This window comes from Pseudonocardia sp. ICBG601, from assembly GCF_020496245.1.
Genome location: NZ_JAHLJA010000150.1, coordinates 706,879 through 722,789 on the forward strand (window position 1 = coordinate 706,879; position 15,911 = coordinate 722,789).

General features: G+C 76.5%; 17 protein-coding genes and 1 pseudogene. 8 read left to right on the forward strand and 10 right to left on the reverse strand.

What is annotated here, in order from left to right; all coding sequences use genetic code 11:
- Positions 1–110: 110 nt before the first annotated feature.
- Positions 111–497: a VOC family protein gene (locus tag KPL57_RS48945; RefSeq protein WP_226357276.1), complete on the forward strand. Its 387-nt coding sequence runs from the start codon at positions 111–113 to the stop codon at positions 495–497.
- Positions 490–1,176 carry a CoA pyrophosphatase gene (locus KPL57_RS48950; protein WP_226357277.1) on the forward strand — a complete coding sequence of 229 codons (687 nt, stop codon included), beginning with the start codon at positions 490–492 and terminating at the stop codon, positions 1,174–1,176. The genes KPL57_RS48945 and KPL57_RS48950 overlap by 8 nt, the downstream gene beginning before the upstream one ends.
- Before the next feature lie 164 nt (positions 1,177–1,340).
- Here KPL57_RS48950 and KPL57_RS72970 read toward each other — a convergent pair.
- A pseudogene (locus KPL57_RS72970) lies at positions 1,341–2,459 on the reverse strand (DUF222 domain-containing protein); the annotation flags it as partial.
- A 232-nt stretch (positions 2,460–2,691) separates the two neighbouring features.
- Between KPL57_RS72970 and add the strand changes: the two are divergent.
- Positions 2,692–3,636, forward strand: a complete 945-nt coding sequence (gene add, locus KPL57_RS48960) for an adenosine deaminase (protein ID WP_226357278.1) — start codon at positions 2,692–2,694, stop codon at positions 3,634–3,636.
- 9 nt (positions 3,637–3,645) lie between these two features.
- Here add and KPL57_RS48965 read toward each other — a convergent pair whose 3' ends face one another.
- From KPL57_RS48965 to KPL57_RS48975, 3 genes are all read right to left on the reverse strand, one after another.
- A complete protein-coding gene (locus tag KPL57_RS48965; RefSeq protein WP_226357279.1) occupies positions 3,646–4,824 on the reverse strand; it encodes a Cmx/CmrA family chloramphenicol efflux MFS transporter in 1,179 nt (392 codons plus the stop codon).
- Positions 4,825–5,013: 189 nt separating this feature from the next.
- Positions 5,014–6,285 carry a reverse transcriptase family protein gene (locus KPL57_RS48970; RefSeq protein ID WP_226357280.1) on the reverse strand — a complete coding sequence of 424 codons (1,272 nt, stop codon included), beginning with the start codon at positions 6,283–6,285 and terminating at the stop codon, positions 5,014–5,016.
- The gene (locus KPL57_RS48975; RefSeq protein WP_226357281.1) at positions 6,285–6,506 is read right to left on the reverse strand and encodes a hypothetical protein; all 222 of its coding nucleotides are present in this window, start codon (positions 6,504–6,506) and stop codon (positions 6,285–6,287) included. Before KPL57_RS48975 ends, KPL57_RS48970 begins: the two co-directional genes overlap by 1 nt.
- 93 nt (positions 6,507–6,599) lie before the next feature.
- On the opposite strand from KPL57_RS48975, the gene KPL57_RS48980 reads away from it, so the two are divergent.
- Positions 6,600–7,103, forward strand: a complete 504-nt coding sequence (locus KPL57_RS48980) for a hypothetical protein (protein ID WP_226357282.1) — start codon at positions 6,600–6,602, stop codon at positions 7,101–7,103.
- Here KPL57_RS48980 and KPL57_RS48985 read toward each other — a convergent pair.
- Both KPL57_RS48985 and KPL57_RS70845 read right to left on the reverse strand, forming a co-directional pair.
- Positions 7,042–7,500 (reverse strand): cupin domain-containing protein, encoded by a 459-nt coding sequence (locus KPL57_RS48985; protein WP_226357283.1) that lies wholly within the window; start codon positions 7,498–7,500, stop codon positions 7,042–7,044. The genes KPL57_RS48980 and KPL57_RS48985 overlap by 62 nt on opposite strands.
- A 9-nt stretch (positions 7,501–7,509) precedes the next feature.
- Positions 7,510–8,082 (reverse strand): class I SAM-dependent methyltransferase, encoded by a 573-nt coding sequence (locus KPL57_RS70845; protein ID WP_308253122.1) that lies wholly within the window; start codon positions 8,080–8,082, stop codon positions 7,510–7,512.
- Between the two features lie 55 nt (positions 8,083–8,137).
- Here KPL57_RS70845 and KPL57_RS48995 point away from each other — a divergent pair, with 55 nt between their 5' ends.
- The gene (locus KPL57_RS48995; RefSeq protein ID WP_226357284.1) at positions 8,138–8,950 is read left to right on the forward strand and encodes a helix-turn-helix domain-containing protein; all 813 of its coding nucleotides are present in this window, start codon (positions 8,138–8,140) and stop codon (positions 8,948–8,950) included.
- Here the strand turns inward: KPL57_RS48995 and egtD are convergent.
- Genes egtD through egtA form a run of 4 tightly spaced genes read right to left on the reverse strand, consistent with a single transcriptional unit; the run spans position 8,937 to position 13,450 of the window.
- Positions 8,937–9,926, reverse strand: a complete 990-nt coding sequence (gene egtD, locus KPL57_RS49000) for an L-histidine N(alpha)-methyltransferase (RefSeq protein ID WP_374203887.1) — start codon at positions 9,924–9,926, stop codon at positions 8,937–8,939. The genes KPL57_RS48995 and egtD overlap by 14 nt on opposite strands.
- Positions 9,923–10,672, reverse strand: coding sequence for an ergothioneine biosynthesis protein EgtC (gene egtC, locus KPL57_RS49005; RefSeq protein WP_226357285.1), 750 nt, complete (start codon positions 10,670–10,672; stop codon positions 9,923–9,925). Before egtC ends, egtD begins: the two co-directional genes overlap by 4 nt.
- Positions 10,665–12,026: an ergothioneine biosynthesis protein EgtB gene (gene egtB, locus KPL57_RS49010; RefSeq protein ID WP_226357286.1), complete on the reverse strand. Its 1,362-nt coding sequence runs from the start codon at positions 12,024–12,026 to the stop codon at positions 10,665–10,667. The genes egtC and egtB overlap by 8 nt, the downstream gene beginning before the upstream one ends.
- On the reverse strand, positions 12,023–13,450 hold the full coding sequence (gene egtA / locus KPL57_RS49015) for an ergothioneine biosynthesis glutamate--cysteine ligase EgtA (RefSeq protein WP_226357287.1): 1,428 nt from the start codon (positions 13,448–13,450) through the stop codon (positions 12,023–12,025). The genes egtB and egtA overlap by 4 nt, the downstream gene beginning before the upstream one ends.
- A gap of 124 nt (positions 13,451–13,574) precedes the next feature.
- Here egtA and KPL57_RS49020 point away from each other — a divergent pair, with 124 nt between their 5' ends.
- From KPL57_RS49020 to KPL57_RS49030, 3 genes are read left to right on the forward strand one after another with little or no spacing between them, the layout of a single operon-like run.
- The gene (locus tag KPL57_RS49020; RefSeq protein ID WP_226357288.1) at positions 13,575–14,147 is read left to right on the forward strand and encodes a TetR/AcrR family transcriptional regulator; all 573 of its coding nucleotides are present in this window, start codon (positions 13,575–13,577) and stop codon (positions 14,145–14,147) included.
- Between the two features lie 27 nt (positions 14,148–14,174).
- Positions 14,175–15,179 carry a dihydroxyacetone kinase subunit DhaK gene (locus KPL57_RS49025; protein WP_226357289.1) on the forward strand — a complete coding sequence of 335 codons (1,005 nt, stop codon included), beginning with the start codon at positions 14,175–14,177 and terminating at the stop codon, positions 15,177–15,179.
- Entirely contained in the window at positions 15,176–15,802 is a 627-nt protein-coding gene (locus tag KPL57_RS49030; protein ID WP_226357290.1) for a DAK2 domain-containing protein, read from the forward strand. The genes KPL57_RS49025 and KPL57_RS49030 overlap by 4 nt, the downstream gene beginning before the upstream one ends.
- Positions 15,803–15,911: the final 109 nt, after the last annotated feature.

Below are 15,911 nucleotides of genomic sequence, written 5' to 3' on the forward strand. Positions count from 1 at the left end.
CCCCCGATGGGCCCAGCCGGAAGGAGTTCTCGCCAGTCCCGCACGGGCCCGCGGGCGCAGCTCCTTCCGCAGGTCGTTCGCGTGGTCCCCGCTGTCGTCAGGAGACCCGTATGACCTGCACGTTCAACCACACGATCATCGCCACCCGCGACCGGGTGGCCTCCGCCGCGTTCTACCGGCACGTCCTGGAGGCGGCCGAGGCGCCGTCCTGGGGGCCGTTCACCAACATCGCCCTCGACGGCGGTGTCCTCGTCCAGTTCGCCGACCTGCCGCTCCACGTGGTGCCCGAGATCCAGCCACAGCACTACGCGTTCCTCGTCGACGACGCACTGTTCGACCGCGCGTACGCCCGCCTCGTCGAGGACGGGACGGAGCACTGGGCCGACCCGCAGCGCACCCGTCCCGGGGAGATCAACCACGGGCACGGCGGGCGCGGGGTGTACTTCCTCGACCCGGCCGGTCACTATCTGGAGATGATCACCCGGCCGTATGTGTGACGTCGCCGCGGCCCGGCGCTGGCTCGACGCCGCCCGGCCCGACCCCGGCCGGGCCCCGGACTGGATGGGGCCGCTGCTGCGCGGGCTGGAGCACGCCGGGCCGCGCGACATCAGCACGAACGACCTGCCCGCCGACCACGTCGGGCCCCGGCAGTCGGCCGTGCTGGTACTGCTCGGCCAGGGCCCGGACGGCCCGGAGGTCGTGCTGCAGCGGCGGGCCCGGCGGCTGCGCCACCACTCCGGGGAGATCTCCTTCCCCGGTGGGCGCGCGGACCCGGGCGACGCCGACCCGGCCGCGACGGCGCTGCGGGAGGCCACCGAGGAGACCGGGCTGGACCCGTCCGGTGTGGACGTCGTCGCGATGCTGCCGCGGCTGATCCTGCTGACCGGGTTCCACGTGACCGCGGTGCTCGGGCACTGGCGGTCGCCGACCCGGCTGCACGCGGTCGACCCGGCCGAGACCGAGGCGGTGCTGCACGTGCCGCTGGCGGTGCTGGCCGACCCGGCGCACCGGTTCCGGCTCCGGGCCGGCGGCGGGGCCTGGCGGGGCCCCGGGTTCCGGGTGGGCGACGACGTGGTGTGGGGGTTCACCGGCGACGTCGTCGACGCGGTGCTGCGCCTGGGCGGGTGGGAGCGGCCGTGGCCGCCCGGCCCGGAGCTGGAGTGGGAGTCGCTGTGACCGCGGCGCGCGCCTAGGTCACTCACGACGAGGCCAGGACGGCGTCGAGCAGCACCGGAGCACTGTGCCGAGGGGTTCGTGGGGCGGGCAGGTCGGGCCGGTGGATGGAACACCGGGAACCCGCCGTCGATCTCGACCGCCCAGTCCCCGACGTGGATCATGCGATGGTGGTGCGGACACAACAGCACCAGGTTCGTGAGGTCGGTGCAGCCACCGTGGGCCCAGTGCACGACGTGGTGGGCCACGCACCACTGCGGCGGCGCCTCGCACCCCGGGAAGGCGCACCCGCCGTCGCGCTGGGCCAGCGCCCGACGCTGCGCCCGCGTCGCCAGCCGGTGCTCGCGCCCGACGAACAGCGGCTCGCCCGCCGCCCCCAGCACGATCGGCACCACCCGCGCATCACACGCCAGCCGCAACGCATCCTCCGCCGCGATCGCCGCGGACGAACCACCCGCGCCGAACCCGAGCAACCCGGCCCCGGCACCCGAGGTCAGGGCCTCCAGCGGCACCGTCACGGTCAGCGCCACCGGCTGCCCGTTCTCGACGCCGAGATCCCCCACCGCCAGCAACCGACGGGCCAGCTCGACCAGACCGTCCCCGTTGCGCTCGGCCGTGGAGCGTTCGTCCCGTGCCTGCCCGGCGCCGTCGGGCGGGACCGGGGCGGTCAGCGGCGACAGCGCGCTGCGCAGGACCGCGGCGGACTCGGTGTCCAACCAGCCCCGCGCCTCGAACCCCGACCCCTGCGGACGCAACGCGAACCGGTTGCGGGTCGGCTTTGGTTCCCGCGGACGCGGCCCGTCGGGATCCAGCAGCGCGAGGGCCCGCCTGCCGAGCTTGTCCACCGCGTCGGGATCCAGGGTGCGGGCGTGGGCGACGAGGTCGGCCTCCAGCACCGGCCGGTGCTCCCCGAGATGTGGGGGCAGCGAGGCGAGGACCCGGATGATCACGCGCACGTGCTCTGCGGTGACCGCACCGTCCTCGAAAGCTTCGGCGAGCACCGGCAGCTCGGGGTCGACCTGGTCGCCGGTGATCAGGAACAGCGGGGAGAGCTTCCGGGCGGCGTCGACCCGGGCGCGGGCGGTGGACGATCCGACGTTCTGCACCGTGCGCAGCAGGTCCGCGGTGTCCCGGAACCCCTTCGCCTCGGCCAGACCGCGGGTGGCGACCTCCGCGACGAGGGCGACCAGGGACGCGGACTCGCGGTTGATCCGTTCCTGGACGGCCGCGACCACGACGAGGAGGTCCTCGTCGTCGGTCTGCCAGAGCTCGTCCACGCATCTCATTCTAATCGACCATGTGTTCGATTCACGGTAGTTGAGCTGGGCGGGAGTCGCGGCGCGACGAGCGGTCCGGGTCGGCCGACGGCGACGTCGGCGTCGATGTCACGTCCTGCCGGGAACCGTGATGGAGTACCGGACACAGGCCCACTCACCAGGTGGGAGAGGAAGTCACCGACCATGGGATTTATCGACGCCCTGCCCAAGGCGGAGCTGCACGTCCACCTCGAGGGCACCCTTGAGCCGGAGGAGGTGTTCCGCCTCGCGGCCCCGCAACAGCGTCCCGCTGCGCTGGCCCTCCGCCGCCGCGATGCGCGCCGACTACGACTTCACCGGCCTGCAGCACTTCCTGCAGCTCTACTGGGCCGGCGGCACCGTCCTGTGCCGCCGCGAGGACTTCTACGACCTCACCGCCGCCTACCTGCGCCGAGCTGCCGGGCAGGGTGTCCGGCGCGCCGAGATGTTCTTCAGCCCGGAGACCTTCCTCGACCGCGGCATCCCGGTCGCCGACCAGCTCGGCGGCGTCCTCGACGCCATCGACGACGCCCGCGCCGACAGCGGCATCGACGGCGCGCTCCTGGTCATCGCCCAGCGCCATCGCGACGAGACCTCCGCCCTCGAGATGCTCGACGCGGTCGATCCCCACCGGGACGCGATCCTGGGTGTCGGGCTCGGCAGCGCCGAGGTCGGGAACCCGCCGTCGAAGTTCGCCCGGTTCTTCGCCGCCGCCCGGGACCGGGGCTACCGTCTGACCTGCCACGCCGGGGAGGAGGGGCCGGGCGACTACGTCCGGGACGCCCTCGATCTCGGGGTGGAGCGCATCGACCACGGCTACGCGGCCGCGGCCCACCCCGACCTCGTCGCCCGGCTGGCCGACGAGCGGGTCCCGGTCACCCTGTGCCCACTGTCGAACCTGCGGCTGCGCGTCGTCGACGACCTCGCCGGCTACCCCGTCCGGGAGTTCACCGACGCGGGTGTCCTCGCCACCGTCAACTCCGACGACCCGCCGTTCTTCGGCGGCTACGTCAACGAGAACTACGCGGCGCTCGCCGACGCGGTCGGCCTCGGGTCCGCCGAGATCGCGGCACTCGCGCGCACCAGCTTCCTGGCCTCGTTCGCCGGCCCCGCGGAGGTCGACCGCGGCGTCGCGGCCGTGGACCGTTACGAGCAGGGAAGTTCCTGACCGACCGGCTCACCGGGGTCGGCCGTCGTCGGGCGCCGTGACACCCGATCCGCGGTCTCCCTGCGGGACGCCCAGCACCCGCGGTGTCAGCGCAGCGGCCACCAGCGCCAGCGCCGCCGCCGTCCACACCGGACCGGTGGGCCCGGCGGCGGCGAGTCCCGCACCGCCCAGCAGCGGGCCCACCGTCGCCCCGGCGTTCAGCGACGCGGTGGCGACCGCGCCGCCGAGGGTCGGCGCCTCGCGGGCGAGCGTCAGCGCCCGGGCGATCAGCGTCGCGCCGACCGCGAACCCGAGCGCGCCCAGCAGGCCCACCAGCGCGAGCACCGCCACCGGGTGCCCGGCACCGACGGCGAGCGCCGCCCAGCCCGGCGGCAGCGCGCCGCCCGCGACGAGCAGCAGCGGACGGGTGCGGGTGTCGGCGAACCGACCCGCGACGCCCACCCCGGCGACGGCGCCGACCCCGAACAGCAGCAGCCCGGCGGGCACCGCGGGCGGGCCGCCCGCCGTCGCCAGCAGCGGGGCCAGGTAGGTGTGCGCGGCGAACGTCGAGCCGTTCACCAGCGCGCCGAGCGCGAGTGTCCGGACGACCGGGCCCCGGCGCAGCACCGTCAGCTCGGTCCGCAGGCCGGGCGCGGGTGCCCGGCCGCCGTCGTCGGCCGGGATCCCGGCGACGACCCCCACCAGCGCGACGGCGGCCACCGCCGCGACCGACCAGAACGTCGCCCGCCAGCCGAACGCCTGCCCGACCAGCGCCCCGGCCGGGACGCCGGCGATCAGGGCGAGGGTCGTGCCGGACAGCAGGGTCGCGGTCGCGCGGGCGGTGCGCCTCGGGGGCACGGCGGCGACCGCGACCGACAGGGCGACGGCGAGGAACCCGGCGGTGCACAACGCCGCGAGCACCCGGGTGACCAGCAGGACCCCGAGTCCGGGGGCCAGCGCCCCGGCGACGTGCACGGCGACGAACGCGGCGAGGAACCCCCGCAGCGCGAGCCGCGGTGGCAGCCGGCGGGCGGTGAGCGCCACGAGCGGCGCGCCGGCGACCATCCCGACGGCGAACGCCGAGGTCAGCGACCCGGCGGCGAGTGGGGTGACGCCGAGGTCGGCGGCGATGTCCGGGACGAGCCCGGCGAGCATGAACTCCGAGGTGGCCTGCGCGAAGACGGCGCAGGCGAGGACGACGAGCAGCACGGTGGAACTCCGTGGGTGACGGGGTCGTGGAACGGACGCCGGTCCGGCCTCGTCACCGGGAGCGGGCAGGGGAGGTCGCCGCCACCGGTGGGGACCGGTGGCTACCGCCTGTTCGACTCCGGGCTGCTCACGGCCGTCACCGTAGCCGCCGCGCTCCCCCGGCGCCCGCCGTTTCCGCTCCCGGGCCGCTCACCAGACGATGCGGTCGAACAGCTCCCGCAGGCGCGCCGCCCGGGCCGGGCGCCCGTGCCCCACCCAGGCGATCCGTCCCAGCAGATGCTCGCGGAACGCGGGGTGCCCGGCCCGGTTCTGGGCGTCCGGGCCGGTGCGGGCCGCGTTGTGCAGGATCGCGCGGAGCTCGTCGTGGTCGCGGCGCGACGCCGCGGGCTCGCTGCCGTTCACGACGAGCCCGACGATCCGCTGGCGGTGGTGCGCGGGCATGATCCGGGTCTTGTCCGGGCGGACGCGGAAGCCCTCCTCCGCGGCGATCGCGGCCACCCGCTGCGCCAGGCCCTGCACCGGCAGCGTCGCGTCGCCGGAGAACACGAGGTCGTCGGCGTAGCGGCCGTAGGCGGCGCCGACCGCGGCGGCCAGGCCACTCAGCCGCCGGTCCAGCCCGTAGGCGAGCAGGTTCGCCACCGTCGGCGACGACGGCGCCCCCTGCGGCAGGTGCGGTGCGGCGAGGCGGTCGAGCAGCCGTCGTCGCGGGGCGGGGTCGCCCCGGTGCGGGCAGGCACGCAGCACCCCGGGCGGGGTGGTGGTGACGAGCAGCCCGGCGACGGCGGCGGCGACCGCGGGCGGGTACCCCGCGACCCGCAGGAGTCCGGCGACCCGGCCGCCGGTGACGTGGGAGTAGAAGCCCTCCAGGTCCAGGCGCAGCACCATCGGCCGGGCCCGGTGCTCCGCGGCGAGGGTGTGCGGGCTGCGGCCGCGGACGTGGCCGTGCGCGGCCGGGTGCACCGGGATCCGGTCGAGCACCCTGCGCACGACCCGGCGCTGCAGCTCGGCGAGCCGCGGGGCGGGTGCCTCGACCAGGCGCGGCGTCCCGGAACGCGACGGTGTCCAGTGCCGCCGGTAGTGGGTCAGCGGGCCGTCCGGGGCGCGCCGCAGCCAGCCGCCGGGGTCGGCGAACCAGGCGAGCTCGCCGTCGTCGAGGTGCAGGGCCGCGGCCAGGGCGGGCAGGTCCGTCCAGCGCGGCACCGGCAGGCGCCACACCGGGTCGGGCTGGACGACCGGCCGGTGCCGGCGCGGCCCCGCCAGCAGCGCCGCGACCTCGGCCTCGACACCGGCCGGGGAGCCACGCGGGGCGCGACGCCGCCGGGCGACGAGGGCGCCCACGACGCCGGCCGGCTCGTCGGGGCCCGACCAGCCGCCGAGCCGGGCGAGCCGCTCGGTCAGCGGGTCCGTGCCCCAGCGCCCGGCGCAGGCGGCCGCGGCGATCGCCGCCGGGTCCGGTGCCATCAGCGGTCCCGTGCCGTGCGGCGGCCCCCGGACGGCGGGGTGATGCGGCGGCGGGGGTCGACCGGTGTTCTCCGTCCGCCGCGCGCCGCCGGCAGCGCTGTCCTGCCACCCGCGCGCGGGACGCCGTGCTGCATCGTGCCGGTGCACCCCGGGGTTGCCCCGGAGTCGCGGGCCCCGGCCGGAGCCGGGGCGGCCGCCTGCTCGTCCGTCCGCCGCCGCATCGGCACCGACGCTACCGGTCGGACCGCCCCGCGGGCGCCCACCCGACGCGGTGACGGCCGGACGGCCGGGACGGCCCCGTATCGTCGGCCACCGTGAGCGCCGTGCCGTCCGAGGAGCCGCCCGGCGGGAACCCGTCCGGAGGGCCGTCCCGGGCGACGCCGGTCGTCGCCGCGGTGGTCGCCGTCCTGGTGGTCCTCCAGCAGGTTCCGGGCCTGGTCTTCCGGCAGGGGACGCCGGTCCCGGTGCTGCCGGTGGGGCTGTGGCGGGCCTGGCTCCCGCTGATCCTGGCGGGGCTCGTGCTGCTCGCGCTCTCGGCGCTGTGGGGGCGCCGACACCCGGGGACGTCGGGCACCGTGGGCCGGGTCGTGGGGCTGCTGCTCGCACTGGGCCCGGCGACGCTGCTCGCCTACCGCGGGCGGCTGGTGGACCCGCTGGCCGTGTTCACCCTGGGGCTGGACCCGTCGGTGCGGGCGTGGCCGGTGATCGACGTCGTGCTGGGGACGCTGCTGGCCCTCGCCCTCGTGGTGACGCTGCTCAGTGCCGTGGGTGCAGGGGGTCGACCCAGGGGACGTGCTCGGGATCGGACACCCCGGTGATGTCGAGGTTGACCACGACCGGCTCCTGACCGGAGCGGGTCAGCACGCACTCCAGCGGCTCGTCGTCGAGGGCGTTGATCTCCTGGTGCGGCACGAACGGCGGCACGAAGATGAACCCGCCCGGCCCGGCCTCGGCGGTGAACTCGAGGTTCTCGCCCCACTTCATCCGGGCCCGGCCGCGGACGACGTAGATGACGCTCTCCAGCTCCCCGTGGTGGTGCGCGCCGGTCCGGGCGCCGGGATGGATGGTCACCGTCCCCGCCCACAACCGCTGCGCGCCGACCCGGTCCCCGGTGACGGCGGCGGCGCGGTGCATGCCGGGCGTCTGTGGGGTGTTGGCGTCGAGCATGTCGCCGGGGATGACCCGGACGCCGTCGTGGCGCCAGTCGGTGCTCATGCACCGACCCTAGCCGCGGCCGGCCCGGAACCGGAACGACCGCGCACCCAGCTCGGTCTCCGGCCGTGCGAGCCCGGCCGCCCCGAGCCGCCGCGGCAGCGTCGCCGGGTCGACCGCGGTCAGGGTGTCCCCGATGTGGATCGTCCGGAACCGCAGCGTCATCCGGGAGTCGATGCCGGCGAACGTCCCGCCGGGACGCAGTACCCGCGCGGCCTCGGCGAAGAGCCGGTCCTGCTCGCCGGGCGTCGGGACGTGGTGGAGCATCGTGAAGCAGACGACGGCGTCGAAGCTGCCGTCCGGGAAGGGCAGGGCGGCGCCGTCGCCGTGCCGGACGTCGACGCCGAGCTCGCCCCCGAGGCCCGCGCGCAGGTCCGCGGCCAGCACCGGGTCGACCTCCAGCGCGGTCAGCGCCCCGGTGCGCGGCGCGAGCCAGCGGGTGGTGACGCCGTAGCCGGGGCCGATCTCCAGGACCTCGCCGGTGAGGTCGACGTCGCGGGTGGCCCAGGGCAGCGTCGTCCCGTGCATCCGGTCGGCCCAGGAGTCGGAGCGGCAGATCCGTCGGTGCAGCGCGTTCATCGCCATGCCCGCGACGCTAGGCGCCGCCCGCGGTGGCCGGGAGCCGTTAGGCTGCCGCATCGTGTCGCGTTCCGGCCTGCCCGCGCACGTCCCGGACGTGCCGGGGGCCGCGGTGCTGGTCTCGCGCATCCCGCTCGACCGCGGGCACGCGTTCGCCGAGCACACCCACCCGGCCCACCAGCTGGCCTGGGCTGCGGCCGGGGTCCTGCGGGTCACCGTCGCCGACACCAGCTGGGTCCTCGGCCCCGGACGGGCACTGTGGCTGCCGGCCGGGGTCCCGCACGTCACGGCCGCCACCGAGACCGCGGCGATGCGCGGGATCTACCTGTGGCCCGGCCGCTGCCCGATCGACTGGCCCGCGCCGTGCGTGCTCGCGGTCGAGCCGCTGGTCGCCGCCCTGCTGGAACACCTGGCCGGGCCGGGACCCGCGACGCCCGAGCGGGCCCGGGCCGAGGCGGTGCTGTTCGACCGGCTCCGCCCGGCCCGCGACGTCGGCGGGCCCGGCGCGGCGGTCCGCCTCGTCCTGCCCACCGACCCGCGGGCCCGCCGGGTCGCCCTGGCCCTGCTCGACGACCCCGCCGACGACCGCGACACCGCCGCCTGGGGCCGGGCCGTCGGGGCGGGGGAACGCACCCTGTCCCGGCTGTTCCGCGCCGAGACCGGGGTGGGTCCGGGCCGGTGGCGGACGCTGCTGCGGATGCGGGTCGCGCTGGAGCAGCTGGCCGCGGGCCGCCCGGTCGGCGTGGTCGCCCGGCACGTCGGCTACGCGACGCCCTCGGCGTTCGTCGCGGCGTTCCGCCGGGAGACCGGGACCACGCCGTCGGCGGTGCTGCGCCCGGCCGGGGCAGCACCGCCGGACCTCAGGCGGCGGTGAGCAGGGTCAACGCGAACCGCGCGTCGGGGTCGACCCAGCGCCGCGTCGTGGCGAACCCGGCGGCGGCGGCGAACGCGTCGACCGTCGCGGGGGTGAACTTCGCCGAGATCTCGGTGGCGAGCTCCTCCCCCGCGGCGAACGCGACGTCGAGGTCGAGGTCGGCGATCCGGACCCGCATGTCGCGGGTGGCGCGCAGCCGCATCTCGATCCAGGAGTTCTCCGCGTCCCAGACGGCGACGTGGTCGAACGCGTCGACGTCGAAGGTCGCGTCGAGCTCGCGGTTGAGCACGTGCAGCACGTTGCGGTTGAACTCCGCGGTGACCCCGGCGGCGTCGTCGTAGGCGGGGACCATCACGGCCGGGTCGGTGGCCAGGCCGGTGCCGAGCAGGAGCTGCTCACCTGGCCGGAGCACCGAGCGGACGTGGCGGAGGAAGTCGTGGCGCGGGCCGGGCATCAGGTTGCCGATGGTGCCGCCGAGGAAGGCGATCATCCGCTTCCCGCCGGGTTCGGCGCCGGGCAGCCGGTCCAGGTCGCGGGTGAAGTCGCCGACCACGCCGTGCAGCTCCAGCTCCGGGTAGTCGCGGTGCAGCTCGTCGATGGCGCCGCGCAGGGCGGACTCGCTGACGTCCTGGGGCACGTAGCGGCGCAGCGTCCCGGCCCGGGCGAACGCGTCGAGCAGGAGCCGGGTCTTGGTCGAGGACCCGGACCCCAGCTCGACGACGGTGTCGGCGCCCGAGGACCGGGCGATGTCGTCCACGGAGTCGGTGAGCAGCGCCCGCTCGGTGCGGAACGGGTAGTACTCGGGCAGCTCGGTGATCCGCTCGAACAGCTCGGACCCCCGGGCGTCGTAGAACCACTTCGGCGGCAGCTCCTTCGGCGACGCGGCGAGCCCGCGCGTCACGTCGGACCGCAGCGCGGTGCCGGCATCGGTGTCGGAGAGGTGGACGTCCAGCTGGATGGCGCCGGGAGTGCTCACGGAGCTCCTAGGTCATGACTCTCGTGGTGGCCCGGTCGGGCCACCACCAGGTGCCGGTCGGGCACCTGTGTCCAGTCGGGGAACGCATGGGTGGGTTCGGAGGCGACGGTGACGCACGCCGGCCCGACCCGGACGGCGAGTGCGTGCCGCCAGGCCGTGGCCCAGATCGTCGTGCCGTCGGTGAGCAGCAGGTTCAGCCGCGAGCCGGGTGCGCTCCGCTCGGTGTCGGCGCAGACCCGGGCCAGGAGGTCGGCGGGGTCGGCGCCGTCGGCGAGACCGCGCCGGACCACCGCCCACAGCAGCGCGGCGTCGGTGGGGGCGTCGAGGGTCATCAGGTCGGTGACGGGCAGCGCCGCCGCGGCGGCCGCGAGGGAGTCCGGCCAGCCGCGGACGACGCCGTTGTGGCTGAACAGCCACCGCCCGTCGGTGAAGGGGGCGGCGGCGGTCGCGGTCACCGGCATCCCGACCGTCGCCGAGCGGACGGCGGCGAGCACGGCGCCCGACGTCGTCGCCCCGGCCAGCGCGGCGTAGGAGGTGTCGGCCCACAGCGGCGACGCCGAGCGGACCCGCACCGGCGTCGTGGCACCGGGCGGGTACCAGCCGGTGCCGTGGCCGTCGGCGTTGATCGAGCCGCCGCCGCGCATGTCGGCCGGGGCGTAGGACTGCGCGAGCAGCCCGTGCTCCGGCTCCAGGACCAGCGACGCCAGTGTGGCCGGCTCCCCCAGGTACGCGAGGTGCCTACACACCGGCGTCGCGGACCAGCCGGAACCCGGCGAAGATCTGCCGTCGGATCGGGTGGTCCCAGTTGCGGAACGTCGCCCGGATCGCGGCCGGGTCGGTGCCGAAGGAACCGCCGCGCAGGACGGCGTAGTCCCCGCCGAAGAAGACCTCGGAGTACTCGGGGTAGGGGAACACGGTGAACCCCGGGTAGGGGTGCCAGCCGGAGTCGCACCACTCCCAGACGTCGCCGACCATCTGCTGCACCCCCAGCGCGGACGCCCCCGCCGGGTAGGAGCCGATCGGGGCGGGCTGCAGGTGCCGCTGCCCGAGGTTGGCGTGCTCGGCGCGCGGCTCGTCGTCGCCCCAGGGGAAGCGCCGCGAGCGGCCGGTCGCCGGGTCGAAGCGGGCGGCCTTCTCCCACTCCGCCTCGGTGGGCAGCCGCTTGCCGGCCCAGCGGGCGTAGGCCTGCGCCTCGTGGAAGGACACGTGCACGACGGGCTCGTCGGCGGGCACCCGCTCGACGACGCCGAACCGGCGCCGCCACCAGGTGCCGTCGCTGTCGCGGGACCAGAACCGCGGCGCGACCAGCCCCTCCTCGGTGCGGTGCACCCACCCGGCGTCGGTCCACAGCCGCGGGTCGTCGTAGCCGCCCGCGTCGACGAACGCCGCGAACGCGCCGTTGGTCACCGGGTGCACGTCGATCCGGAACGCGGGCAGGTCCACGACGTGCGCGGGCCGCTCGTTGTCCAGCGCCCACGGCTCGGCCGAGGTCCCCATCTCGAACGGGCCCGCCGGGACGAGCACCTCCGCGGACGGGTCGACCGCACCGGCCGGGCGGGGCGGCGGGGCGGCGTCGAGCACCGGCCCCCCGGAGCGCAGCTGGTGGGTGGCGAGCATGGTCTCGTCGTGCTGCTGCTCGTGCTGCACGATCATCCCGAACGCGAAGCCCTCGGCCTCCAGCGGGCGACCGCGCAGCGGGCTGCGGTGCAGCGCGTCGAGCGCCTTGTCCCGCACCTCGGCGACGTAGCCGCGGGCCTCGGCCGGGGTGAGCAGCGGCAGCTCGACCCGCGAGGAACGGGAGTGCTGGAACGCGTCGTAGAGGCCGTCGATCTCCGGGCGCAGCGGCTCGCGGCCGCCCACGTCGCGGACGAGCCACAGCTCCTCCATCGACCCGATGTGCGCGAGGTCCCAGACCAGCGGCGACATCAGCGGCGAGTGCTGGGCGGCCAGCTCGCCGTCGTCGAGGGCGGTGAGCGCGGTGCTGCGGTCGCGGGAGCGGCCCAGCAGGGCGGCGACGCGGGTACGCATCGTCTCCGGGCTCTCCCCCGGGGTCGCGGGGCCGGTCAGCGGTCCGGCGGGAACGGCGGGATCGGCGGTCATGCCACGTCCTCCTGAGCAGCCTGGTCGGCGGTGTCGACGGCGGACCGGCCGGGTCCTCGACCGGTCCCCTCACGTGCGGCGGGCGCGCCGGGCACGGCGGAGCCCAGGTGGAGCCCCGGCGGGAACGGGTCGGCGGTCGGGCCCGCCCCCTGCTCGGCGGGGTCGGTGTCGTCGGCGGGGCAGCGGCCGCGCAGCACCCGCTGTCCGGTGACCTCGCGCAGCCGGTCCAGCACCGGCCCCGGCACGGTGGTCAGCGGGTGGTCCGCGGCGGCCAGCACGTCGCAGGCCAGCGGGAACAGCCCGGCGGCCGCGGCGGCGAGACCGGGGTGCTCCAGCCCGTCGCGGGCGGCGGCGACCCACTCGTCGCGGACCGGCTCGCACAGCTCCCGGACCCGGTCGACGACCGCGCCGGAGGAGGTGAGCGCCAGCAGCACCGCGGTCGGCAGCGCCCAGTCGTCGCCGGCCTGGCCGTCGACGTAGCGCACCTCGAGGTGCCCGTGCGGGCGGACCGGCGGGAACAGGGTCGAGACGTGGTAGTCGAGGTCGGCCAGTGTCGGCGGCCGGTCGAGGACCCCGCCGCGGGCGCGGCCGGACACCCAGTCGGCGAAGGTGACCCCGGTCGGCACCGACCAGGTCCCGGTGCCGCGCACGCACAGCAGCGGGGTGTGCAGCACCCGGCGGGCCCAGGCGCCCGCGACGTCCTGCCCCGGCGCCGGGATGGGCGGCGGGGCGGTGCGGGCCGGGTCGAGGCTGAGCCAGCACGCCTGGCGGGAGGACTTCCAGCCGGTGCGCCTGCCGTGCTGGACCGGCGAGTTCGCGAACGCCGCGACGAGCACCGGGCCCAGCTCGTGCAGGGCCGCCCAGCGGTCGGCGATCCCGGCGGCCGGGCCGGCGTCGAGGCAGACCTGCACGGCGGCGGTGGAGCACATGCCGCTGCGTCCGTGCGGGCCGACACCGTCGAACACGCACTCCATGGCCGCGTAGCGCGGCAGGTCCAGCAGCCGCCGGGCGGGCCGGACCGGGTCGGCGGCGCGGGCATGCGGGCGCAGGTCGTGCTCGGCGAGCAGTCCGTGGAGGTGGGCGGAGTCGGCGCCGAGGGCGCCGAGGAGGGCCTCGAGCGAGTCCGCGGGAGCGCTGGAGATCTCGATCTGGCCGCCCGGCTCGACGGTCACGGTGCCGCCCGCGGGGAGCGGGGCCGCGTGCGAGGCGGGGTCCAGGGAGGCCGGGCAGTGCGGGCCGAGAGCGGCACGCACGGCGTCGAGGTCGACCGGGTCGGCCGGTCGACCGGGTCGGTGGAGCATCCATTCGATCTCGACACCGGCCAGGGTCGGGGGGCCGTGTTTGAAGCAGACCGAGGCCACGTAGGCCTCGGCCTCCCCCACGCTGCGGAGCACACCGTCGGTGCTCTGGTCGTCCAGGGTCACCACGTCGACGCTACCCCCGCCGTGTGACACCCGCACGCGATGAAATCGTGGTCGTCGGCACCGCGGGTGACCGGCGACACGACCGTCCACACATGCAGGACAAGCGTACGGAATACTGGGGTGCATGCCCCGCGTCAGCACCGACCAGCTCGCCGCCCGCCGGCAGCAGATCCTCACCGGTGCCCGGACCTGCTTCGCCGACCACGGCTACGAGGGCGCCACCGTCCGGCGGCTCGAGGAGTACACCGGGCTGTCCCGTGGCGCGATCTTCCACTACTTCCGGGACAAGGAGGCGCTGTTCCTGGCCCTGGCCGAGCAGGACGCCACCCGGATGGCCGACGTCGTCGCCGAGCAGGGCCTGGTGCAGGTCATGCGCGACCTGCTGCGCGGCGGCTCGGACCGCAGCTGGCTGGGCACCCGGCTGGAGGTCTCCCGACGGCTGCGCACCGAGCCGGAGTTCCGGGCCCGCTGGCAGGAGCACTCCGGCGCGCTGACCGCCGCGACCCGGGCCCGGCTGGAACGCCAGGCCGCGGCCGGCGCGCTGCGCGACGACGTGCCGGTCCCGGTGCTCGCCCAGTACCTGGAGCTGGTGCTGGAGGGGCTGGTCTCGCACCTGGCGATGGGACTGCCCGCCGACGACCTCGGCCCGGTGCTCGACCTCGTGGAGAACGCCGTCCGCGCGCCGTTGATGCGCTGACCGCCCACGGCCAGCATGATCGGCGCCATGCCGTTCCCCTTCCACCCGGCGGGCGACGACCCCGTCCCGGCCGCCGTCCGCGGGTTCGCCCGGGCCCACGCCGACCTCGTCGCGCTGCACGAGGACCCGATCCACCTGGTCGCGCGTCACCGGGCGCCCGGCAGGCGGGTGGGGCTGGTCTCCGGCGGGGGTTCCGGCCACGAGCCGCTGCACGCCGGGTTCCTCGGCCGCGGGATGCTCGACGCCGTCGCCCCCGGCCCGGTGTTCACCTCCCCGCACAACAAGGCCGTGCTGCACGCGTCCCGGGCCGCCGCGGGCCCGGACGGGGTGGTCCACGTCGTGAAGAACTACACCGGCGACCGGATCAACTTCGGCATCGCCGCCGAGCGGCTGCGGATGGAGGGCGTCGACGTCGCCCGGGTGCTCGTCGACGACGACCTGGCCACCGACGGGCTCGACACCGCGACCGGGCGGCGCGGGACCGGGGCGACCGTCGTCGTCGAGAAGATCCTCGGCGCCGCCGCGGACACCGGCGCCGGGCTGGCCGAGCTCGCGACGCTCGGTGCGGACGTCGCCGCCGCCTCGCGCAGCCTCGCCGTCGCCTCCCGCGCGCAGACCTCGATGCGCACCGGGGGGCCCGCGTTCGCCCTCGACGGGCAGCTCGACTACGGCGTCGGCATCCACGGCGAGCGGGCCCGGCGCTCGGTCGACCGGCCGCCCACCGAGGAGCTCGTCGACCGGATGCTCGACGAGGTCGTCGCGGGCCTGCCCGACGGCCCCGACCAGGTCGTCCTGGTCGTCAACGGCATGGGGGGCACGGCACCGCTGGAGCTCTACGTGCTCGCCGAGCTGGCCGCCGCCGGGCTGGAGGCGCGCGGGCTGGAGCGGGTGGGCCTGCTCGTCGGCACGTTCGTGCCCGCCCTGGACATGGCCGGGTTCTCGCTCACCCTGACCCGGATGCGCCCGGAGTGGACGGGCCTGTGGGCCGCGCCGGCGCAGACGGCCGCCTTCCCCCGGACGGAGACCTCATGACCGGCCACCCCCTCGACCAGGACGCCGTGCTGGCCCGCTTCGCCCGGGCCGTCGAGGACGGCCACGGCGTGCTCACCGACCTCGACGAGCACTCCGGCGACGGCGACTACGGCGACAACCTCCGCGCCGGGGTCCGGTTGGCCGTCGCACTGGCCGACCGCGGACCGCAGCGCGGGTTCGGCGCGCTCGGCGAGGTCTTCCTCGACGAGGTCGGCGGCACCAGTGGCCCGCTGCTGGGCCTGCTGTTCTCCGAGATCGCCCGCGCTCTGTCCCACGGCTCGGCCGACACCGCCGCGTTCGCCGCGGGCGCCCGGGCCGGGCTGACCGCGATCCAGCGGGTCGGCGAGGCCGAGGTGGGCGACCGGACGATGGTCGACGCGCTGGCCCCGGCCGTGACCGCGCTCGACCGTTCGGGGTACGCCGCCGCGGCGGCCGCGGCCCTCGACGGCGCCGAGCGGACCGCGGAGCTCGCGGCCCGGCACGGTCGCGCGTCCTACGTCGGCGAGCGTGCGAAGGGCGCGCCGGACCCCGGCGCGGTCGGCGTCGCGCTGCTGTTCGCCGCGGTCGCCGCGGTGGCCGAGCCCGGCGCCGAGGTGGCGGACCCGCTGGCGGGCCGGGCCTGAGCGCCGTCCCATCCGGTGGGACGGCGGGCGGCGGTTCGTCCCGCGACACCCGCGACGTCCTGATTGAGGTTAGCCTGTCCTCTCGTAAGGCTGACTGCATACTCTGCGT